General features: G+C 66.8%; 13 protein-coding genes. 9 read left to right on the forward strand and 4 right to left on the reverse strand.

Translation table 11 applies throughout. The features are described 5' to 3' along the window. The first annotated feature begins 9 nt into the window (after window positions 1-9). From rihC to KIH73_RS06875, 4 genes are all read left to right on the forward strand, one after another. The gene (gene rihC / locus KIH73_RS06860) at window positions 10-930 is read left to right on the forward strand and encodes a ribonucleoside hydrolase RihC (RefSeq protein WP_219081894.1); all 921 of its coding nucleotides are present in this window, start codon (window positions 10-12) and stop codon (window positions 928-930) included. Between the two features lie 42 nt (window positions 931-972). Further along, window positions 973-2349, forward strand: a complete 1377-nt coding sequence (dcuC, locus tag KIH73_RS06865; RefSeq protein ID WP_219081896.1) for a C4-dicarboxylate transporter DcuC — start codon at window positions 973-975, stop codon at window positions 2347-2349. 228 nt (window positions 2350-2577) lie between these two features. Further along, window positions 2578-4026 carry a C4-dicarboxylate transporter DcuC gene (gene dcuC / locus KIH73_RS06870; RefSeq protein WP_219081897.1) on the forward strand — a complete coding sequence of 483 codons (1449 nt, stop codon included), beginning with the start codon at window positions 2578-2580 and terminating at the stop codon, window positions 4024-4026. 821 nt (window positions 4027-4847) lie between these two features. After that, the gene (locus KIH73_RS06875; RefSeq protein WP_219081899.1) at window positions 4848-5564 is read left to right on the forward strand and encodes an Abi family protein; all 717 of its coding nucleotides are present in this window, start codon (window positions 4848-4850) and stop codon (window positions 5562-5564) included. 280 nt (window positions 5565-5844) lie between these two features. On the opposite strand, the gene KIH73_RS06880 is transcribed toward KIH73_RS06875, so the two are convergent. The 3 genes from KIH73_RS06880 to KIH73_RS06890 form a co-directional block, all read right to left on the reverse strand. Further along, complete coding sequence (locus tag KIH73_RS06880) at window positions 5845-7134, reverse strand: MFS transporter (protein WP_219081901.1); 1290 nt, start codon at window positions 7132-7134, stop codon at window positions 5845-5847. 351 nt (window positions 7135-7485) lie between these two features. Further along, window positions 7486-10146 carry an alpha-L-rhamnosidase gene (locus KIH73_RS06885; protein WP_219081903.1) on the reverse strand — a complete coding sequence of 887 codons (2661 nt, stop codon included), beginning with the start codon at window positions 10144-10146 and terminating at the stop codon, window positions 7486-7488. Window positions 10147-10396: 250 nt separating this feature from the next. Further along, entirely contained in the window at window positions 10397-11704 is a 1308-nt protein-coding gene (locus KIH73_RS06890; protein WP_219081906.1) for an MFS transporter, read from the reverse strand. A 369-nt stretch (window positions 11705-12073) separates the two neighbouring features. Between KIH73_RS06890 and KIH73_RS06895 the strand changes: the two genes are divergently transcribed. Then, complete coding sequence (locus tag KIH73_RS06895) at window positions 12074-13138, forward strand: LacI family DNA-binding transcriptional regulator (protein ID WP_219081908.1); 1065 nt, start codon at window positions 12074-12076, stop codon at window positions 13136-13138. Window positions 13139-13190: 52 nt separating this feature from the next. Here the strand turns inward: KIH73_RS06895 and KIH73_RS06900 are convergent, their stop codons facing one another. Next, the gene (locus KIH73_RS06900) at window positions 13191-13928 is read right to left on the reverse strand and encodes a TetR/AcrR family transcriptional regulator (protein WP_219081910.1); all 738 of its coding nucleotides are present in this window, start codon (window positions 13926-13928) and stop codon (window positions 13191-13193) included. 271 nt (window positions 13929-14199) lie between these two features. Between KIH73_RS06900 and KIH73_RS06905 the strand changes: the two genes are divergently transcribed. The 4 genes from KIH73_RS06905 (at window position 14200) to ileS (ending at window position 21898) form a co-directional block, all read left to right on the forward strand. Next, the gene (locus KIH73_RS06905; RefSeq protein WP_219081912.1) at window positions 14200-16437 is read left to right on the forward strand and encodes an exo-alpha-(1->6)-L-arabinopyranosidase; all 2238 of its coding nucleotides are present in this window, start codon (window positions 14200-14202) and stop codon (window positions 16435-16437) included. Window positions 16438-17145: 708 nt separating this feature from the next. Continuing rightward, on the forward strand, window positions 17146-17562 hold the full coding sequence (locus KIH73_RS06910) for a GNAT family N-acetyltransferase (protein ID WP_219081914.1): 417 nt from the start codon (window positions 17146-17148) through the stop codon (window positions 17560-17562). Between the two features lie 92 nt (window positions 17563-17654). Then, complete coding sequence (locus KIH73_RS06915) at window positions 17655-18302, forward strand: GNAT family N-acetyltransferase (RefSeq protein ID WP_219081916.1); 648 nt, start codon at window positions 17655-17657, stop codon at window positions 18300-18302. Window positions 18303-18571: 269 nt separating this feature from the next. Continuing rightward, window positions 18572-21898 carry a mupirocin-resistant isoleucine--tRNA ligase gene (ileS, locus tag KIH73_RS06920; RefSeq protein WP_219081918.1) on the forward strand — a complete coding sequence of 1109 codons (3327 nt, stop codon included), beginning with the start codon at window positions 18572-18574 and terminating at the stop codon, window positions 21896-21898. Window positions 21899-22119: the final 221 nt, after the last annotated feature.

Genomic DNA, 22119 nt, shown 5'->3' on the forward strand with positions numbered 1-22119 from the left:
AGAGGAGCAATGAAGCCAATTCCGGTCATCATAGACACCGATCCCGGCATCGATGATGCTGTTGCGATCGCGCTCGCACTGTTCTCCGAAGAGCTTGATGTGAAGCTTATCACCACGGTGGCGGGCAATGTGGGCATCGACTACACCACGTTGAACGCGCTTCGTTTGGTCACTTACTTCAGGGTCGACGTGCCTGTGGCTCGTGGCGCTTCGGAGCCGTTGCTGCGTCCGCTTGAGGACGCCAGCGCGATTCACGGCAAGACGGGAATGGAAGGTTTCGAGTTCCCCGAGCCGAACGAATCGCTGCTTTCTTCTCTTAATGCGGTTGACGCGATGCGCAAGCTCATTCTCGACAGCGAAGAGAAGATTACCCTCATCCCGATCGGTCCGCTTACCAATATTGCCTTGCTGTTGAAGACCTATCCCGAAGTGAAGGCGAACATCGATCGCATCGTCATGATGGGCGGCTCCGCTTCACGTGGAAACAAGGGCGTGATGTCGGAGTTTAACATCGGTGTCGATCCGGAAGCCGCGAAAATCGTCTTCCACGCGGGAGTCCCGATTGTCATGGCCGGCCTGGACGTCGGTCTCAAAGCGCTGGTCTATCCGGAGGATAGCGTACAGCTTCCGGCTATGGGCAAGACCGGCACGATGATTCACGACCTGTTTAAGCGTTATCGCGGCGGGAGCTTCAACACGGGGTTGAAGATGTATGATCCGTGCGCGGTGGCCTGCCTGCTGGCACCCGAGCTGTTCACCTTCGCCGATACATATGTCGATGTTGAGGTGTGTGGCGAGCTGACCAGTGGGTGCACGGTTGTGGATCTGAAGGGATATCTGCATCAGGACTCGAACGCTTCAGTTGCCATCGATGTGGATGGAGAGGCGTTCCGTAAGTGGTTCCTTGACGGCATCAGGCGTTGCGTCTGAACCGAACGGGAATAAACAGAGAAAAGAATAAAGGAGAACTAGATGATTGCCGAAATCATCTTGGTCGTCGTTGCGCTTGTCGCAGTCGGCTTCCTCATAATTAAGAAATACAACCCGGCATTGAGCCTCATCATCGGCGGTCTGGTGCTGCTGATGGGCGCATGGGCTCTCGGCCACCCGCTGTATGAAGACGGAGCCGGAACCGGTTTCGGTCTCTTCGACGTGTTTATGCAGCTCAAGGACACCGTGATTAGCCAGCTGAGCTCGGCCGGCCTGGTCATCATGATTCTGTTCGGCTATTCGGCGTACATGAATAAGATCGGTGCGAACCAGATGGCTGTTGACATCATGGTCAAGCCGCTGAAGCACATCAAGCACAAGGCGCTGTTCGTGCCGGCCGTGTTCCTGCTGGGCAACGTGATGTCGCTGGTCGTCCCGAGCGCTTCCAGCCTGGCTATCATCCTTATGTCGATCCTGTACCCGATTCTGGTGCGTACCGGTGTTTCTGCGCTTACCGCGGCTGGCGTGATCGCCTGTACCGCGACCATCATGCCCACCCCGCTTGGCGCGGATAACGTGATTGCCGCTGAGACTCTCGGTTACAACCTGCTCGATTACGTCGCCTGGAATGCCAAGGTCTCCATTCCTGCACTGCTCATCATGGGCGTCGCCCACTTCTTCTGGCAGGCGTGGTGCGATAAGCACGAAGGTTCCGCGGCGTACATCGGTCTGGAGGATGCGAACCTGCAGGAGCAAGAGACCGTTTCCGTGCCGAAGTACTATGCCATCTTCCCCGTGTTGCCGCTGATTCTCATCCTCGGTGTCGGTATCGCCGCGATGTTCATCGACGGTCTGACGATGGATATTTTCGTCTTGACGTTTATCTCCTTCTTCGTCGCGCTGATTACCGAGACGATTCGTCACAAGTCCTTCAAGGCTGTGCAGGAGTCCGCCGGTGAGATGTTCAAGGGCATGGGACAGGGCTTCAGCCAGGTGGTTATTCTCGTGGTCGGCGGTTCGCTGTTCACGACCGGCATCCAGAAGCTGGGCCTGATCGATGCACTGACCAATTCCGTCCAGGGGTCGACCGGCGCCGGACTGATGGTGGCATTGATCTTTGCCGCTGCCACCTGCCTCTTCGGTATCCTGAGTGGTGGCGGTCTGGCCATGTTCTACGCCGTCATCGCCCTGATCCCGGGTATTGCGGCCGCGGCTGGCGTCGACGGCATCCTGATTTCCCTGCCGATGCAGCTTATCGCGAACCTTGCCCGTGGCATCTCGCCGGTCGCTGCGGTTATCATGATCGTCGCGGCAACGGTGAATGTGGCGCCGACCAAGATCCTGAAGCGTACCAGCGTTCCGAGCATCGTCGGCATCATCGCGGTGTTCGTCCTGTCTGTGCTGATTCTGCCGTACTGATCGTTACGGAGAATGCATTGACGCTGTGTAGCGGTTTGGCCGGTCCAGGCCGCTACACTTGCTGTACTTTCCTTCCCTCCCTAATGGGTCGGTCCGGGACGTTCCGGGCCGACCCTGTTTCCGTCTCACGGAAATGATTGGGGAATATGAACTTACCCTTTTGCGTCATGATGTGCCGCCAATCAGTGAGGAGAGGCCGCGCATGAATGGACAAGAAAGAAGAAGATCATGGAAATGATCGCGATGTACCTGGTGGCCATCGTTGCGGTCGCCGTGGTGGTGTTCATGCTCATCAAGAAGATGGACATCAAGATCTCGCTGTTCATGATCGGCATCCTGCTGATGTATGTGGCGCTGATCATGGGCAAGCCCATCGCGTTCTCGGACTTCGCGTCCAGCGGCGTGACCTGGCTCGACCCGTTCAAGGCGGTCGGCGACCAGTTCGTCGAGACGCTGACCTCGGCGGGCTTCATCATGCTCATCCTGGGCGGCTACACCGCCTACATGTCGAAGATCGGTGCCAACGAGGTCACCGTGAGCGTGCTGTCCAAGCCGCTCGGGCGCATCAAGTCGTCGTACGTCCTGGTGCCGGTCACGTTCCTGCTGGGCAACCTGCTCTCGCTGGTCGTCCCGAGCGCCTCGAACCTGTCCATCATCCTGTTGGCCACGTTGTTCCCGGTGCTGCGCCAGGCGGGCATGAGCACGTTGAGCGCCGCCGCCGTCGTGGCCACCAGCGCCACCGTCATGCCCACGCCGCTGGGTTCGGACAACGTCGCCATCGCCGCCGAGCTCGCCGAAACCGCGCGGTTCGCCGGCATCACGGCCAGCGAGTACGTGTTCCGGTACCATGTGCTCGTCTCGATCCCGACGCTGCTGGCCATGGCCGTGGCCCACTATTTCTGGCAGCGGTTCATGGACCGGCGCGACGCGCGCCTCGGCCGCGCCACGACGATGGGCGACGAGGACATCGAGCTGGCGTCGGTCGGTCAGGTCACGGGCGGCGCGCTCTACCGCGCCGTGTACGCGATCCTGCCGCTGCTGCCGATCATCATGCTGCTCGTGGTGTTCGCGGTCACCTCGATCACCGGCCTGCAGATCAGCATCAGCGTCCAGCTGGCCTCGATCCTGTCGTTCGTGGTGGCGATCGCATGCGAGTTCGTGCGCACGCGCGACGCCCGCGCCACGCTGGCCGGCACCGAGTCGTTCTTCACCGGCATGGGCGGCGCGATGCCGGTGGTCGCGCTGCTGGTCGCCGCGTCCGTGTTCGTCGTCGGCCTGCAGTCGATCGGCCTGATCGACGCGCTGCAGAGCGCGATGACCGGCATCCAGGGCGGCAATCTCGGTTTCGTGCTGCCGCTGATCCTCGTCGCGTTGAGCGCGCTGATCGTGATCCTGTCCGGTTCGGGCACGGCGCTGTTCTTCGCGATGGTGCCGCTGATGGTGCCGCTGGCCGCGGCCGCCGGCATCAACGTGCTGGCCATCTCCGTGCCGATGAGCCTGGCCGGCAACCTGCTGCGCCAGATCTCGCCGGTGGCCGGCGTCATCATGATCGTCTCCGGCACGGTCAGAAGGAGCCCGTTCGAGATCATCCGCCGCACCTGCGTGCCGATGATCACCGGCGTCGTGGTGATGTTCGTGCTGTCGATGGCCGTCTTCCTGCCGATGGGCGCCGCCTAGGGCCGGCGCTGGGTACCGCGCGCCCCCGAGTCCGTTGCCGTGCCGGAAGCCCCGCGCGGCAACGGACTCGGGACGGCAAGGTCGACCGGTCCGGCGTGGCGTCGCTGAAGTACCGCGCGGCAGCGGGCTCGCGGCATCGACAATGCCACGACGTTCAGGAGCGTGACGGAAGTTTCGCGTGACAACGGGCTTGGGCCCACATCCTCGACGCCGGTGGCTACTGCTCCGGATCCCGCGTGGCGGCGAGTTCGGGCGTTGTCGTATGGGTGGGGTGCCGCCCGCCGTATGCGGTCGTCCCGGGACGGTGTTCGCCGGCGGATCGGATCCTTTCGCGTTATGTGTAGTACTTTTGAGGCATTGCGGACATCGATCTGCGCTATCTGTGGCATCGAATCACGGAGAACAGGAGTATGACTGGCGGTATTCCGCCAACGGTGACCGGGGCGCCGGCGCCATGCCGCCTCACATAACGCATATTGATGTCTGCAGACCCCCAAATCCGCTACACCTTGGCAAGATACGGTCCGGCGGACGGCCGGAACGCGCGGCGTCCGGTCCGTGCGCAGCGGGCCCCCGCGTCTGCGCGGGGTACGACATGCCGCATTGTGGATAACCACGAACCCTTCGACCACAACGGCCGCCCGGGGTGGACTTGGCGTTCGAGCCTTCCTATCGTCGAATCATCGGCGCTGGTGCGTGCCGGAACGCGATGAATCGACAGGGGCAACGCGATGGACGAACGGCGAATAGACAATACCCCGGGCTCAATCACTGCTCAAGTCAGGAGAGGAGTTCCCGGGGGCTTATACGTTCATGATAACGTGAGGGCCGCGGAGTCCGATATCGCGTGTCGCTACGCCGAGGCGCTGAGCCGTTGCATCGCCGACGAACGCATGGCCGTCTACCGAGGCCAGTCGCAGGGGCGCGCGGATGATGCGGTGAGGCTGTACTTGTGGGACCGCGACGTGTCCAATGCGGTGCTGCGCGATCTGGCGCTCGTCGAATTGGCGCTGCGCAACTCGATAGAGACGCAGTTGCGGATCCTGCTGGGCGACCGGTGGTTCGAGTCGCCCGTGTTCGCCACGCAAAGCCGTCTGTCACGCGGCCTGCATATGGCCAAAACGTCCCTTGCCGGCCGTGCGAAAGATGTCACCAGATCCAGCCTCACGGCGGAACTGACCTTGGGGTTCTGGGTGAACCTGTTCAACTCGTATTTCGATTCCCTGTGGCGCGACGGTCTGCACCGCGCGTTCCCGGGCGGCCGGCGGCAGGCCGGGATGGCGGGGGAGCGGTATGGTCGCTCCTGGGTGCTGTCCCAGCTGCAGGTGGTCAGGCAGCTGCGCAACCGGTGCGCGCATCAGGAGCCGTTGGCGCGTGGCTTTCCCATGCCCAACGTCCGGCATCGTCTGGACGTCGGCGATGGCGTCGCCGCATATATGCGGGTCGCGGCGATGCTGGACCGCGACCTGGCGCGGTTCATGGGCGTCGACAGCACGGTGCCCCGGCTGCTGGCCCGGCGTCCGGTCGGCAGACAATGACGTGAGCATGACCGGACCAGATGGTTACCCCGACTATCTGTAGCGGATTTGAGAACTTGCGGACATCGAACCGCATTACGTGAGGCACTGCATCCGCCATTGCGGGAGTGGCGGGCGCGGAATGCCGCCATCCGTACTCCGGGTCTTCGCGTTTGCATGCCTCACGTAGCGCATATCGATGTCCGCAGACCCTCAAATCCGCTACACATAGTCGAGGTGGTGCCGAAACAGGTGGCCCGCCATCCGCTTCGTGCCGGCCGGCGGGCCACCCGTCGCGCGCTCAGCGGGTGTTCCTGATGAACATGATGACCACGGCGCCGACCAGCACGGCCGCGATCGCCACGGGGAAGATCGCCGCGTACGAGCCGGTCGCGATCACCAGGGACGAGGTGATGATCGGCGCGACGACCTGGCCGAGCGTGTTGGCGAGGTTGAGGATGCCCAGATCCTTGCCCGCCTCGTCCGGATCGGGCAGCACGTCCACGTTCAGCGCCTGGTCGACGGCCATGTAGATGCCGTAGCCGAGGCCGACCACGCCGGCCATGACGAGCATGCTCGTCGACGTCGGCACCAGCCACGGCACCGCGAATCCGGCGGCGATGACGACCGAGGCGACGGCGATCGGCGGCTTGCGCCGTCCAAGCCGGTCGGAGATCGGCCCGGACGCCAGCGACGTGACCAGCGAGACCACCATCGTGATGGTCGCCATCTCGGCCACCACGCCGGCGGCGCCCTCGTTGTCGAGTCCGATGTGGTTCATGCACACGTACAGCTGGTAGGCCATGATCATGTTGTAGCCGAAGATCAGGCACATGCGGCCGACCAACGCGAGGTAGAAGTCGCGGGCGTTGCGGGTCGGCGGCCGGAACTGCATGACGACCTTGCGCAGGCTGAACCGCTCGCCGCCCTCGCCGAGCGAGGACTTCTCGCGCGGGATGATGACGATGGTGATGAAGCCGGTGAGCAGCCAGATCACGGTGCCGATGACGAAGCCGACGCGCTCGTTGGTCACGAACTGGGCGCCGATCAGCGCGCCGAGCGACTGGCCGAGGATCTGGCCCACGCCGTAGAACGCGGACAGCGTGCCGCGGATCCTGGCGGGCACGCGGTCGGAGAGGATCGCCACGCAGGGCGCGATCATGATGTTGACGCCGATCTGCAGCACCGACCACCAGGCGACGATGCCGACCAGCGACGTGGCGACGGAGGTCATGTAGTAGGCGATGCCGGCGACGACGCCGCCGAGCGGGATCCATGGCGTGCGCTTGCCGAAGCGGCTGCGCGTGCTGTCGGAAAGGGCGCCGAACACCACGTTGGCGACCAGCGCGAAGATGATGCTCACCGAGTTCATCGTGGCGAGCACGGTCTCCGGCTGGCCGATGTCGAGGGTGGTGAACCGGCTCGGCAGCAGCACCTGCGAGGCGGCCGTGCCGGCCGTCATCCACAGGATGTTGAAGACGATCATGCCGGCGGCGAAGCGGATCTTGTGGCCGGTGGGCATCGGCAGGCCGGTGTCCGGGGCGATGTCGTCGGCGACGACGGCCTCGCGCTCCTCATCGTTGAGGCTCATGGGAATGGTCCTTTCGGATATGGCCGCGCGCGTCGATACGCGTGCGCGGCTGAAAACAAGCGAATGTCCGCGGCGTTGCCCGCACCGCGGGAAGGCGCGGCCGGGGCGCATGGCCGCATGGATAGGCGCCCCGGAACGCGCGGATGGTTCGCATCGTCGCCCGGAAGCCGTTCCGGACGACGAATACGCCATTCGGCAGGCACCTATCCGGTTCCGTAGGCACATCCGCCGCGCGGCCCCGGGCCGAAGCGCGGCGGAAACGCCGGCATTGAGCCACATGCCGCCGGTCGGAGTCCCGAAACGGGTGCCTACGGAACCGCGTATGTGCCTACTGTGCGGAAGACGGCGGCGTCACAGCGCGTATTCGCGGTGATGGGTGCCGGCGCCGAGCTCCTCGGGCTGCGCCCCGGCGACGTCGACCACCGCGGTCGTGCCGACGGGCACGGTCACGTCGAGCGACATCACGCCGTCGGCGACGCTCCACGACGAGCGCGCCAGGCCGTGCGGAGTGCGGTGCGCGGTCGAGGCGTGGTCGATGCCGCCGCCCGGCTGCGGGCAGACCGCGAACCTCGACCATCCGGGTTCGAGGGCCTTGAGGCCGCCGATGCGCGAATGCAGCCATTCGCACACCGAGCCGAGCGCGTAGTGGTTGAACGAGGTCATGCCGCCGGGGTTGAGCGTGCCGTCCGGGCGCATCGAGTCCCAGCGCTCCCATGTGGTGGTGGCGCCCATCCGCACCTGGTACAGCCAGCTCGGGCAGGCGTCGGACATCAGCAGGCCGTAGGCCTCCTCGTCGTGCCCGGTCATGCTCAGCGCGGGCAGCACGAACGGCGTGCCCGCGAACCCGGTGCTCACTCGGCCGCCGGATTCGCGCACCAGCTCGGCCAGGCGGTTGCCGGCCTTGATCCTGCGCACGGGCTCGCCGTCGAGCAGGCCGAAGGCGATGGACAGCGCATACGCACATTGTGTATCGGAGGTCATCGTGCCGTCGAGGTTCGTGAACCTATCGAGGAAGCCCTTCGTCACCTTGTCGCGCAGCGCGGCGAACCGTTCGGCGTCCTCGGCATGGCCCAGCGCCTCGGCGATGTCGGCGGCCTGCCGGCAGCTGCGCGCGAAGAACGCGGTGGACACCAGCACCTTGTCGGTCACCGCCTGCGTCGGATCGTCCGGCGGCGCGGTCGGGTCGAGCCAGTCGCCGAGCTGGCCGAGGCTGTAGCGCGGCTCGCGGTCCCACACCCCGTCCTCGGACAGGTAGCCGGCGACCTCGTCGATCCACGCCGTGACCAGCGGATAGGTCTTCTCCAGCACGCGCGTGTCGCCGCCGTCCATGTACAGCGCCCACGGCACGGCCACCGCCGCGTCGCCCCAGATCGAGATCGCCTGCGGGATCGCCCACACGCGCAGCGGCACGAACGGCACGTAGAACGGCACCGTGCCCCACGCGAGCTGCTCGTTGCGCACGTCCTTGAGCCAGTTGACCAGGAACCCCTGCGTGTCGTATAGGTACGTGGCGGTCGGCGCGAACAGGTCGATGTCGCCGGTCCAGCCCATGCGCTCGTCGCGCTGCGGGCAGTCGGTCGGGATCGACAGGAAGTTCGAGCGCATCGACCACAGCGCGTTGTCGTGCAGGCGGTTGAGGGCCGGGTCGGAGCTGTCGAACCAGCCGGTGCGCTCCATGTCGGTGTGGTAGACGCGGCAGTCGATGTCCTCGGCGGTCAGCTCGCCCGGCCAGCCCTCGATGGTCGCGTACCGGAAGCCGTGCATCGTGAACCGCGGCTCCCACCAGGCGTCGGCGCCGTTGGAGGTGTACACGTCGCACTGCTGGCCGCGGCGCAGCGTGCGGGTGGCCAACGAGCCGTCGGGCTCCAGCACCTCGGCGTGCCGCATCGTCACGGACTGACCGGCCCCGAGGCCGTGCATGCGCACGCGCATGCGCTGCGAGCAGTTCTGCCCGAAGTCGATCAGCCAGGTGGCGGTGCCGTCGTCACGGCGCGTGCCCCCGACCTGCGCGATGCTGACGGGCGCGTGCGACTCGCGCGTGCGGATCGGCGGCAGCTCGGGGCATTCGATTCGCTGCGGCTCGTAGAACACCTCGGCGACCGGCGTCCAGGCGGCGTCGTCGAAGCCGGGTTCGGACCAGCCGGGCTGCTCGAGACGGGCGTCGTAATGCTCGCCCTCGTACAGGTCGGAGCACACGATCGGGCCGGGCGCGGCCTTCCAGGTGCCGTCCCACGAGTTCGAACACACGCTGTCGGTGGTGCCGTCCCCGTACTCGATCTCGAGCTGGGCGAGCACGCCGATGCGGTCGCCGTAGAAGTTCACGCGTCCGCCGTCGAAACCGAGGCGCCCGCGGTACCAGCCGTCGCCCAGCCAGAAGCCGAGCGCATTGCGGCCGGCCTCCAGCTGCTCGGTCACGTCGTAGGTCCAGCATTCCAGCCGCTTGTCGTAGACGGTCCAGCCGGGGCACAGCACGTCGTCGCCGACGCGCTCGCCGTTGATCTCGGCTTCGACCACGCCGAGCGCGGTCAGGTACAGGCGGGCGCGGGCCGGCTTGTCCCTGAGGTCGATCTCGGTGCGCACCAGCGGCAGATGGCGGTGGTCGGTCTGCGGTTCGGGCCATGCGGGACCGACGAAGTCGGCCCAGTAGTCGTAGAAGTCCAGGATGCCGGTTTCGAAGCGCAGCGTCGCGCTCGGCTCGCCCAGCGGCTGGTGGTTCGGCGTGACGAGCTGCACGGTGGCGAGGACCTCCTCCTTGGAGGCCAGCGGCAGGAACTGCCAGGGCACCAGCGTGCTGGGCTCGGCCGGCAGGTAGGTCTCCTCGGTGACGGTCCGGCCGCCGAGGACGTGGCGGGTCACGCTCACCTTGAGCTGGGCGTCGGCCGGGGGCGTGGCGGTGTAGTTCCAGGACAGCCTCGGCTGGGATTCGCCGATGCCGAGCACGTCGCCGTTGTAGTGCTCCACGCGCAGGTGTTCGATGGCGTAGTCGGGGGTGGTTTCAGGTGCAGCGTCCATTGCTGCTCCTTTCGTGAGTATGCGGGTGTCTGGGTGGTGTGTCGGTTCGTTCGCGGAAGGGGTCGGCGTCCTCGATGACGGGCTTACCGGCCCCTCGGGACAGGGTGGGTGGTCGGCGCCGTCCGGGCGGGCAGAGGGACGCCCGGACGACGGAGGCGGGCGGCCGCGCGGCGCCGTGGGTGACCGGCCCCGGCTCCTCTTCTCGCGCGCGGCCGCGTGCGTGGTCGCGGGTTCGGCCCCGCGGCGTCCGCTACGCCTGCCTGGCCGCGAGCCGGGCCTGGCGCTGCTCGTCGGTGCCGTGCTTCTTCTGCGAGACGACCATGATGGTGCCGGCGACGGCCTCGACGATGACGATGCCGGCGAAGGCCCACATCGTGACCTGGATGGTGTCCGGCATCACGAGCGCCGGGGTGATCAGCGCGAACAGGCCGCAGCACAGGCGGGAGAAGCCGTTGATGAAGCCCTGGACGGAGGCGCGGATCTCGATCGGGAAGCTCTCCTGGGTCCAGACCTTGTACAGCGCCTCGCCGGCGAGCGGGGAGCCGAGGTTCATGAACGCGGTGGCCGCGACGAGCACCCACAGGTTCGTGCCGCCCATGGCCATGCACACCATGGCGATGAAGCTGATGACGATGCCGACGAAGAACGCCTTGTTGCGGTGTTTGCCGCCGGAGATCGAGGCGAAGACGATGTTGATGACCAGCGTGACGAGGTTGAGGATGATGCCCAGGCCGGTGGCCAGCGACTGCGAGGCGCCGGCCTGCGAGAACATGTAGGTCTGGAACTGGCCCCAGGTGTTGGCCAGCAGGTTCCAGCCCACGTAGAAGACCGTGATCGCCAGGAAGAAGGTGAGCAGGACCTTCCTGTCGGCGCCGAAGAGCACGGAGGTCACCGAGACCTTGCCCTGCGGCTGCGCGGCGGCCGGGCGGGCGGCGTCGCGGGCGTCGGCCTCCTCGTGGAAGCGGCGGAACGTCGGCGAGGCGACGCGCCACAGCCAGGCGACGACGGCGAACGCGGCGAGGATGGCGAACACGACGCGGCCGCCGGCGGCGCCGGACATCGTGGAGACCAGGAACGCGCAGATGTAGGAGATGAACACGCCGACCTGCCAGAACACCTGGGTGGTGGAGACCAGGCGTGCGGCGGTGTGCTCGTCCGGGGCGTCGTGCGAGACGACCGTCATCGACACGGGCAGGTCGCCGCCGGAGGCGAAGCCCGCGATGACCAGGCCGATGAGCAGCATCGCGAAGTTGTTGGCGAAGATGCAGATCGCCGCGCCGATGGCGTAGAACATGTTGATCCAGTTGAAGAACAGGACGCGGCCGATCTTGTCGGCGATGCGCCCGCCGAACAGCGAGCCGAAGCCGATGGCGAAGGTCAGCACGCCGGAGAGGATGCCGACCTGGCCGGTGGTCAGCCCCAGGCCGTTCTGCCAGACGGTGATGGTGGACGACAGGCCGACGATGATGCCGGAGCCCAGCATCGAGCCGACGCCCGCGGCCACGGCCAGCGACATGTAGCGGCCGAGTCCCCTGCTTTGCTTCTGTGACGAGGTCATTCTCCGTTCCTTTCCTGCGGCGTCGTCGCGATGCTGCGGCGGCGCAACATGAAATTCAATATTTTCAACTCATTTCAAATCGTCTGGTGTCCAACGCTCGGCATCGAGCAGGCGGTTTGGAATCAGTGCCCGCGAGCGGCGCGGCCGGCTCTTTCCGCTGGTGGCGGGCCGGATGGCCGTTGTTCCCGCTGATGTCGAGTATAGGTGTGCTGTTTTGAAATTTCAAATCAGGATTGAAAAATTGTTGAAATCTTGTTGGCGGCGTGTCGCGGCCAATGCGGCGATATGCCGGCGTGGTGCCCTACGATGGATGGTGAACGTTCAAACGCCGGCCCGTCGCGGCCGGCTCCCACGGGGCAGGAGGGGTATATGTCGTCAGCGGATCGCGGGCCGCGCGCGCAGGGCTCGAAGCGCGTGGGCGTCTCCGACGTCGCCAAGCGCGCCGACGTCGCCATCGGCACCGTGTCGAACTATCTGAACTATCCCGACCGCGTGTCCGACACGCTCAAGGCCAAGATCAAGGCGGCGATCGACGAGCTGGGGTATGTGCCGCGGCAGGGGCGCGCCCAGCGGCAGGCCTCGCCGGCCGGCGGGCTGGTCGGCTACGTGATGACCGACATCGAGCACTCGCTGTTCACCGACGTGTTCGAGGGCATCCAGGAGGTGTGCGAGGACAACGACATGCAGGTCGTCGGCGCCAACGCCTCCTCGGACGCGAGCCGCCAGAGCGAGCTGGTGCGCATGTTCGTGCGGATGGGGTGCGCCGGGATCGTGCTGAGCAGCGTCACCGGCTCGGGGCGCGACGTCGAGGCCGCGCATGCCGCCGGCGTGCGGGTCGTGCTGGTCGACCATGCGGATCCGCTGTCGACGGTGCCGGTGAGCAGCGTCCTGGAGAACAACCTCTCGGCCGGCATGATCGCCGCCGAGGAGCTGATCCGCACCGGCTGCGCCCGGCTGGCGTTCGTCGCGCACTCCTTCGACTACCAGGCCGTGCAGGAGCGGTACGCCGGCGTGCGCCGTGCGGTGGAGCGCCGGGGAGGCGCGGTGTCGCTGGAGCTTATCGACTCGCAGGGTCTGATGGTGGAGGACGGCTACAAGGTCGGCGCCGCCCTGACCCGGCGCGCCGAGGGCGGCGAGGGGGTGCCGGACGGCGTGATCGCCGCCAGCGACCACCTCGGCGTCGGGGTCATCCGCGCGCTGGTCGACGGAGGCGTGCTGCGCGTGCCGGAAGACGTCGGCGTGATCGGGTGCGAGGGGGTGCGGCTGTCGCACACCGCGCCGGTGCAGCTGACGACGGTCGACGCCCCGGGCGCCGACATGGGCCGCAAGGCCATGACCGAGCTGCTGGACGCGATCGAGAACCCGGTCGGCTACGTCAACAGCGTCACGATGCTGGAACCGCACCTGCACCGGCGCGATTCGACGCGCGCCTGAGCCGGTCCGGGCGTGCGCCGCCGGCCCGTGGCCGGCCGGACGCCCGCTGTCGCTATTCGGCCTCGCCCCAGATCTGCGGCGGGAAGAGCGCGGGCTCGATGCGCCGCCACATGGCGACCAGGTCGCGCCCCGGCTCGCGCAGCCAGGTGATCTGGATGCCGTCCATCGCCAGGAACGCCGCCATGATGGCCGCCTGTCCGTCCACGCCCTCGGGGATGCGCCAGCGCGGGTCGGCGGCCTCGCGCTCGAGCATCGCCTCGCGCTCGCGGAAGTAGGCGTGCGCCGGATGGTCGGGGTTCAGCGTCTCCGTGTTCAGCATCGTGAACAGCCGGACGAATTCCGGCCGCCTGGCGTTGGTCTCCACCAGCTGGCGGAAGTATTCCGGCACCGACCGGCTTCCCGCCGGCTCCCCGCCGCGGGGCGCCGCGCCGGCATCCGTGCCGTCGCCTGCGTCCGCATCCGTCGTATCCGCATCTGCCGTATCTGCATCCGTCGCCGCGTCGGGGGAATCGTCCGTCGCCGGGGCGTCCGTTGCGGGGGCGTCGGGGCCGTCCGCCGCGAATCCCTCCGCCGTCAGCCCCGTCGCCGCCATGCCCTCGACGTCGTAGTCGCGCATCACCATGGTGAGCAGGTTGTCCTTGCTGCCCACGTAGTGCAGCAGCCCCGCCTTGGTGATGCCCACCATGTCGGCGATGGACTGCAGCGAGGTGGCGTAGTACCCCGATTTGCCGAACAGCTCCGCGGTGACGCGTTCGATCTGGCTCAGACGGTCCGGGTCGCGGTGAGGCATGTCGGCTCCTTCGATGGTGCGGCGGTCGTGCGGGCCGGGGCTCGGACCGCACCGTTCGTGACCCTATCATAGGACGCACGGGGCGCCGCGCGGGCGTCGCGCGCGCTCGCCGATGCGAACGTGTACCACCCGGCCCCGCGACGCGGCGACATGGTTGCGCGATCGGCGGAACGCCGGTATCATAATTGCCTACCAACCGGTTGGTAAGCGACGCGAGGCGGCGCCCACCCGGCCGGCCGAAATCGATGACGATTATAAGGAGCGAACAACGATGAGCGACTACCCGTCCGTCAAGGACCTGACCGTCGAGGAGAAGGCCGCGCTGACCAGCGGCACCAATCCGTGGAGCCTGGGCAACGTCGAGGCCAAGGGCCTGCCGAACTACACGATCACCGACGGCCCCCACGGCCTGCGCAAGGCCCAGAACACCGAGTCGATGGACGTCGAGCAGAACGTGCCGGCCACCTGCTTCCCGCCGGCCGCCGGCCTGTCCAGCTCGTGGAACCCCGAGCTCATCGAGCGCGTCGGCGAGGCGATGGGCGAGGAGTGCATCCAGGAGAAGGTCGCCGTCATCCTCGGCCCCGGCGTGAACATCAAGCGCAACCCGCTCGGCGGCCGCTGCTTCGAGTACTGGAGCGAGGACCCGTACCTCGCCGGACACGAGGCCGTCGGCGTCGTCAAGGGCGTGCAGTCCAAGGGCGTCGGCACCTCGCTCAAGCACTTCGCCGCCAACAACCAGGAGACCGACCGCCTGCGCATCAGCGCCACCGTCTCCCGGCGCGCGCTGCGCGAGATCTACCTCCCGGCCTTCGAACACATCGTCAAGACCGCCCAGCCGTGGACCGTCATGTGCTCGTACAACCGGATCAACGGCGTGCACTCCTCGCAGAACCGCTGGCTGCTCACCGACGTGCTGCGCGGCGAATGGGGCTTCGAGGGCATCGTCATGTCCGACTGGGGCGCCGTGCACGACCGCGTCGCCTCGCTGAACGCCGGCCTGAACCTCGAGATGCCGCCGAGCGGCACCGACGACCAGATCGTCAGGGCGGCGCTCGACGGCCGCATCACCCCCAAGCAGCTCGACGAGATGGCCCAGGGCATGATCGACCTGGTCGACAAGGCCCGTCCGGCCATGAGCATCGAGGGGTACCGCTACGACGTGGACGCCCATGACGCGATCGCCCGCCAGGCCGCCGTCGAATCGATGGTGCTGCTCAAGAACGAGGGCGGCATCCTGCCGGTCGCCAAGGGCGCCAAGGTCGCCGTCATCGGCGAGTTCGCCCGCACGCCGCGCTACCAGGGCGCCGGCTCCTCGCTGATCAACCCCACCAGGCTCACCAGCTTCCTCGACGCGCTCGAGGCCGAGGGCATCAAGGCCGACTTCGCGCCCGGCTTCACGCTCGACGGCGCCGAGCAGGACCCGGCCCTGACCGAGCAGGCCGTGAAGGCCGCCGAGGGCGCCGACACCGTGCTGCTGTTCCTCGGCCTGCCCGCCGAGTACGAGTCCGAGGGCTTCGACCGCGAGACCCTGTCGATCCCGGCCAAGCAGATCGACCTGCTCGAGGCCGTGGCCGCGGCGAACGAGAACGTCGTCGTCGTGCTGTCGAACGGCTCGGTCGTCTCCCTGCCGTGGCGGGGCAAGGCCAAGGCCGTGCTCGAGACCTGGCTGCTTGGCCAGGCCGGCGGCGCGGCGCTCGCCGACGTGATCTTCGGCAAGGTGTCCCCGTCCGGCAAGCTGTCGCAGACCATCATCGACGACATCAACGACGACCCGAGCATGGTGAACTGGCCGGGCGAGGAGGGCCACGTCGACTACGGCGAGGGCGTGTTCGTCGGCTACCGCTACTACGACACCTTCGGCAAGGCCGTCACCTACCCGTTCGGCTACGGCCTGTCCTACGCCACGTTCGCGATCGACGGCGTGACGGCCGAGAAGACCGGCCCGCGGGCCGTGCGCGTGAGCGCGACCGTGACCAACACCTCGAAGGTCGCCGGCGCCGAGACCGTGCAGGTATACGTCGCCCCGCCGAAGGCGAAGGTCGCCCGCCCGGTGCACGAGCTCAAGGGCTTCGCCAAGGTCCGGCTGGAGCCGGGCGAGTCGAAGGCCGTCGAGATCGAACTGGACGAGCGCGCGTTCGCCTACTGGTCCGAGACCTTCGACGACTGGCACGTCGAGGGCGGCTCGTACGCGATCGAGGTCGGCGTCTCCTCGCGCGACATCGCCGACACCGTGACCGTGGAGATCGACGACGACGGCAAGATCATGGACCTCGACGAGTGGTCGACCTACGGCGAGTGGCTCGACGACCCGATCGGCGCCCCGATCCTGCAGCATGTGCTGGCCGACATGGAGGCCGAGGCCGGCCATCCGATCATCCAGGCCAGCGCGCTGATGACCATGTTCCTGCGCAGCATGCCGCTCAACGGCCTGGGCGTCATCCTGGGCGACGAGGGCCGCAGGCTGGCCGCCGACCTGGTCGAGGCCTACCGCAAGGCGACCGCCAAGTGACGGTCCGCTGAGCCGGCGGCCGGGCGCCGGGACGCGGGGCGCATGGCGACGCCCGCGTGACGCGCGCCGCATCCGCCGTCGGCGGCCGTCCGGCGCCCGGTCCGGCTGTTCGGCCCGGTCGCTCCGCGCCTCGGCACGCACCGACAGCAAGGGGAGGCACCCGTATCGACGGGTGCCTCCCCTCGCGTGTTGTCAGGGGCGGGCGTGGCGACTGCCGGCGTGCGGCGGCGTGCGGCGTGCGGTAACTGGCAGTGTGCGGTGGTGTGCGGCGGGACTCGTATGTGGACTGTGTTATCGGCTGCTGAATGGCAGTCGATAACACAGCGCCAATGCGCGACCTTCGTCGTCGCATGATGGCGCACGCAGCGTTTCATGGAACGATAATCGACGGCACACCGCTGACACGCGAATCTTGAAGGTCAACGATCCGTCTGCGCCGTAGCGCTTCGGGTGCACGGAACCGGATGGCGGCGCGGCGTTCATGGCTCCGCCGCGGCCGCGTCGTCGCGGAGCGGCTGTAGCATGGAGGCATGTGGAAATAAACGGGTAGGCACACTGTAGTGCCTGAACGGCCGGCGCGGCGTCTTCCGCCGTCGTCGGCGCCGCGTGCGTCGATGATGCGCCGCGGCGCAGCCGATTGATATCCGTGATATTCGATTGACATCCGTATATGTATCGGGGCGGTCGGCCCCGTGATTGGGGATTGGCATGGACGTAAGCATCAACACATTGACGCCGGAGCTGTTCCTGGCGCTGTACACCTCGGTCGGCTGGGAGGCGCCGTGCCTCGAACAGGTCGGCGAGGCGCTGCGCAACACGACGGCGACGTTCACCGCCTATGACGGCGAACGGCCGGTCGGGATGGTGCGGCTGATCGGCGACGGCGGCATGTCGTTCTACATCAAGGACTTCGCGGTGATCCCGGAATATCAGGCCCGGGGTGTGGGGACCCTGTTGATGGAGCGGCTGGAGGGGTGCATCAGGGAGCGCATCGACCCGGGGTGGGCCGTCAGCCTGGAGCTGATCAGCACGAAGGAGGCGCTTCCGTTCTACGTGAAAAGGGGTTTCGAGGAACGTCCCTGCGCGTGGGACGGTCCCGGAATGTTCAAGATGGTCCGCCGCTAGGCCCCGCCCGCTGAATCCCGTGCATCCCACGGCCCTTGGATGCGCGATGTTCGCGGAATCGGGCGTTGCGGCACCGAAAAGAAAGACGATTCATGGATTTGGTGATCAAGCCGCTGACGCAGGAGCATGCGTTGGAGATTGCGGACGAGTGGAAGTACGACGGCGAATATGCCTTCTATGACATGACCGCCGACGTGGAGGACTACGAGGAATTCGTCGACGAGGATCTGCGGAACCGGAACGACCACTACGAGGTGTGGGAGAACGACCGGCTGATCGGGTTCTTCTGCGTCGTCAAGGAAGACCGGTCGATCGAAATCGGTCTCGGCATGAGACCGGACATGTGCGGCAAGGGCATGGGCCGGCGCTTCGTCGGACGCATCGTGGAGTTCATAGAGGAGCATTATCGGTTCGACAGGCTGGTCATGAGCGTGGCGTCCTTTCAACCAGCGGGCCATCAAGGTGTACCGTTCCTGCGGATTCCGCGACCGGGAGACCGTAGAGCGCGACTCCAACGGTGGCGTCTACGAGTTCCTGATCATGGTCAGGGAGATGTGATCCCGTTCGCCGGTCCATCCCGGCGGCGGCCCGTCCGGGAAACGCGCGTCCCGTCCCATGGGACGTGCGTTCTCCGGCGGGGTGGCGCCTACGTCCGGACGCCGGTGATAAGATGGGCGGCGTTGCACGGCGATGATCCGTTATCAGCGGGGAGCCATCGGAAGAACGGCCGGAGGGCCTAGTAGAACCGACGGGATCGGCCCGACACAGCCGAACGTCGAGCGGTCGCGCGGCGGGCACGCCGGAGTCGTTTCGGATGACGGAACGAACCGGAGGCCCGGTCCGGCGCGCGGCAAGCGAGGTGGTACCGCGGTGGCAGCCGCGGCGAGCGGATGCGGCGGTCGCACCGGTCCCGGAGAGGGCCGGACGGCCGAGGCGGACGCGAGCCGGGCGGTCGTCGTCCTCGTGAGGCAGAAAGAACAACGGCAAGACCTGCACGAGGAGACCAACGGTGAGCGAGACCACCAATTCCCATGTGTACCCCAAGGCCGCGGCCGGCGAGCAGAGCGCGAACGTCGCTCCGAACCCGAGCTTCCCGCGGCTTGAGGAATCCGTCCTTGACTACTGGGACAAGGACGACACCTTCCAGAAGTCCATCGAGCGCCGCCCGAGCGGCGACCACAGCCAGAACGAGTTCGTGTTCTTCGACGGCCCGCCGTTCGCCAACGGCCTGCCGCACTACGGCCACCTGCTCACCGGCTACGCCAAGGATGTCATCCCGCGTTACCAGACGATGAAGGGCCACAAGGTCAACCGCGTGTTCGGCTGGGACACGCACGGCCTGCCCGCGGAGCTCGAGGCGCAGAAGGAGCTCGGCATCGAGTCCGTCGACCAGATCGAGCAGATGGGCATCGCCAAGTTCAACGACGCCTGCCGCGCCTCGGTGCTCAAGTACACGAACGAGTGGCAGGACTACGTGCACCGCCAGGCCCGCTGGGTCGACTTCGAGCACGGTTACAAGACGCTGAACATCCCGTACATGGAGTCGGTGATGTGGGCGTTCAAGCAGCTGTACGACAAGGGCCTGGCCTACCAGGGCTACCGCGTGCTGCCGTACTGCCCGAAGGACCAGACGCCGCTGAGCGCGCACGAGCTGCGCATGGACGCGGACGTCTACCAGGACCGTCAGGACACCACCGTCTCCGTCGCCGTCAGGCTCAGGGACGAGGAGGACGCCTACGCGGTGTTCTGGACCACCACTCCGTGGACCGTGCCGACCAACTTCGCGATCGTCGTCGGCGCGGACATCGACTACGTGGAGGTCAAGCCGGTCGAGGGCAGGTTCGCCGGCAAGAAGTTCTACTTCGCCAAGGCGCTGCTCGGCTCGTACGCCAAGGAGCTCGGCGAGGGCTACGAGGTGGTGCGCGAGCTCAAGGGCTCCGACATGGTCGGCTGGCGCTACTGGCCGGTCTTCCCGTACTTCGCGGGCGACGACGCGCTCGCCGAGGGCGGCACCCCCGGCCCGAACGCCTACCAGATCCTCACCGCCGACTACGTCGACACCACCGAGGGCACCGGTCTGGTCCACCAGGCCCCCTACGGCGAGGACGACATGAACACGCTCAACGCCCACGACATCAGGTCCGTGGACGTGCTCGACGCCGGCTGCAAGTTCACGTCGCTGTGCCCCGACTACGAGGGCCTGTACGTGTTCGACGCCAACCTGCCGATCCTGCGCAACCTACGCGCCGGCGACGGCCCGCTGGCCGCCGTGCCCGAGGAGCACCGCGCGATCCTGTTCCAGGAGAAGAGCTACGTGCATTCCTACCCGCACTGCTGGCGCTGCGCGACCCCGCTGATCTACAAGCCGGTCTCCAGCTGGTTCGTCTCCGTGACCAAGATCAAGGAGCGCCTGCTCGAGCTCAACCAGCAGATCAACTGGATCCCGGGCAACGTCAAGGACGGCCAGTTCGGCAAGTGGCTCGCCAACGCCCGCGACTGGTCGATCTCCCGCAACCGCTTCTGGGGCTCGCCGATCCCGGTGTGGGTCTCGGACGATCCGAAGTACCCGCGCGTCGACGTGTACGGCTCGCTGGAGGAGCTCAAGCGCGACTTCGGCGACTACCCGCGCGACGACAACGGCGAGGTCAACATGCACCGCCCGTACATCGACCGCCTGACCCGGCCGAACCCGGACGACCCGACCGGCAAATCCACGATGCACCGCATCACCGACGTGCTCGACTGCTGGTTCGAATCCGGCTCGATGCCCTTCGCGCAGTTCCACTACCCGTTCGAGAACAAGGAATACTTCGAGCAGCACTTCCCGTGCGACTACATCGTCGAGTACATCGGCCAGACCCGCGGCTGGTTCTACACGCTGCACATCATGGCCACCGCGCTGTTCGACAAGCCGGCGTTCAGGAACGTGATCTGCCACGGCATCGTGCTCGGCTCCGATGGCCAGAAGATGTCGAAGCACCTGCGCAACTACCCGGACGTCAACGGCGTGTTCGACCAGTACGGCTCCGACGCGATGCGCTGGTTCCTGATGAGCTCGCCGATTCTGCGCGGCGGCAACCTGATCGTCACCTCCGAGGGCATCCGCGACACGGTGCGCCAGGTGATGCTGCCGGTGTGGAGCTCGTACTACTTCTTCACGCTGTACGCCAACGCCGCGAACAAGGGCGCCGGCTACGAGGCCCGCCTGCTGCGGCCGGACGAGGTCGCGGACCTGCCGGAGATGGACCGCTACCTGCTGGCGCGCACCGGCCGCCTGGTCGCGTCGGTGACCGGGTCGCTGGACGCGTTCGCGATCTCCGACGCCTGCGACGCGGTCTCCGACTACATCGACGTGCTGACCAACTGGTACATCCGCAACACGCGCGACCGCTTCTGGAACGAGGACGCGCACGCGTTCGACACGCTGTACACCGCGCTGGAGACCTTCATGCGCGTCCTCGCGCCGCTGGCCCCGATGGAGGCCGAGGCCGTGTGGCGCGGCCTGACCGGCGGCGAGTCCGTGCACCTGACCGACTGGCCGGCGCTGGTCGGCGGGGACGGCGAGCCGACCGAGCTCGGCCGCGTGCTGGCCGACGACCCGGCGCTCGTCGAGGCGATGGAGAAGGTGCGCGAGGTCGTGTCCGCGTCGCTGAGCCTGCGCAAGGCGGAGCAGATCCGCGTGCGCCAGCCGCTGGCCCGCATGACCGTCGTCACCGAGCGCCCGGACGCCGTGCGCGCGTACGAGGACATCCTCAGGAGCGAGCTCAACGTCAAGGACGTGGAGCTGTGCACGCTCGACGAGGCCGGCGAGCACGGGCTGACGATCATCAACGAGCTGCGCGTGAACGCCCGCGTGGCCGGCAAGCGCCTGCGCAAGGACGTCCAGTTCGCGATCAAGGCGTCCAAGTCCGGCGCCTGGCATGTGGACGCCTCCGGCGTGCCGGTGGTGGAGACCCCGAACGGCGACATCGCGCTCGAGGAGGGCGAGTACGAGCTGATCAACCGCATCGAGGAGGCCGACCCGTCGGATTCCGACACCATCGTGTCCGCGGCGCTGGCCACCGGCGGCTTCGTGATCCTCGACACCGCGCTCGACGACGACCTGATCGCCGAGGGCTACGCGCGCGACGTCGTCCGCTCCGTGCAGGACGCCCGCAAGGAGGCCGGCCTGGAGATCTCCGACCGCATCGTGCTCAGGCTCACGGTTCCGGCCGCCGACGCGCCGAAGGCCGAGCGGTTCCGCGACCTGATCGCCGGCGAGACCCTGGCCACCACGCTCGAGATCACGGCCGACGAGACGGCCGCCGAGCTCGGCATCGAGGTCGCCAAGGCCTGAACGACGGCCGGCGTTTGCCGACGTCGGGGCATGACATGACGAACGGGGTGGGATTCGGCCGTATGGCGCCGAATCCCACCCCGTTCGTTTGTCCCGTTCGTTTGTCCCGTTCGTTTGTCCCGTTCGTTTGTCCCGTTCGTTTGTCCCGTTCGTTTGTCCCGTTCGTTTGTCCCGTTCGTTTGTCCCGTTCGTTTGTCCCGTTCGTTTGTCCCGTTCGTCTG

Origin of the sequence: Bifidobacterium phasiani, assembly GCF_019331775.1 — a bacterium.
Taxonomy (GTDB): domain Bacteria; phylum Actinomycetota; class Actinomycetes; order Actinomycetales; family Bifidobacteriaceae; genus Bifidobacterium; species Bifidobacterium phasiani.

Excerpts from the sequence above, each read along its gene's own strand:
- KIH73_RS06910 (WP_219081914.1), top strand. The coding sequence starts at position 17,146 with ATGGACGTAAGCATCAACACATTGACGCCGGAGCTGTTCCTGGCGCTG.
- KIH73_RS06915 (WP_219081916.1), top strand. The coding sequence starts at position 17,655 with ATGGATTTGGTGATCAAGCCGCTGACGCAGGAGCATGCGTTGGAGATT.
- KIH73_RS06885 (WP_219081903.1), bottom strand. The coding sequence starts at position 10,146 with ATGGACGCTGCACCTGAAACCACCCCCGACTACGCCATCGAACACCTG.
- KIH73_RS06890 (WP_219081906.1), bottom strand. The coding sequence starts at position 11,704 with ATGACCTCGTCACAGAAGCAAAGCAGGGGACTCGGCCGCTACATGTCG.
- KIH73_RS06900 (WP_219081910.1), bottom strand. The coding sequence starts at position 13,928 with ATGCCTCACCGCGACCCGGACCGTCTGAGCCAGATCGAACGCGTCACC.
- dcuC (WP_219081896.1), top strand. The coding sequence starts at position 973 with ATGATTGCCGAAATCATCTTGGTCGTCGTTGCGCTTGTCGCAGTCGGC.
- rihC (WP_219081894.1), top strand. The coding sequence starts at position 10 with ATGAAGCCAATTCCGGTCATCATAGACACCGATCCCGGCATCGATGAT.
- KIH73_RS06895 (WP_219081908.1), top strand. The coding sequence starts at position 12,074 with ATGTCGTCAGCGGATCGCGGGCCGCGCGCGCAGGGCTCGAAGCGCGTG.
- KIH73_RS06880 (WP_219081901.1), bottom strand. The coding sequence starts at position 7,134 with ATGAGCCTCAACGATGAGGAGCGCGAGGCCGTCGTCGCCGACGACATC.
- dcuC (WP_219081897.1), top strand. The coding sequence starts at position 2,578 with ATGGAAATGATCGCGATGTACCTGGTGGCCATCGTTGCGGTCGCCGTG.
- KIH73_RS06905 (WP_219081912.1), top strand. The coding sequence starts at position 14,200 with ATGAGCGACTACCCGTCCGTCAAGGACCTGACCGTCGAGGAGAAGGCC.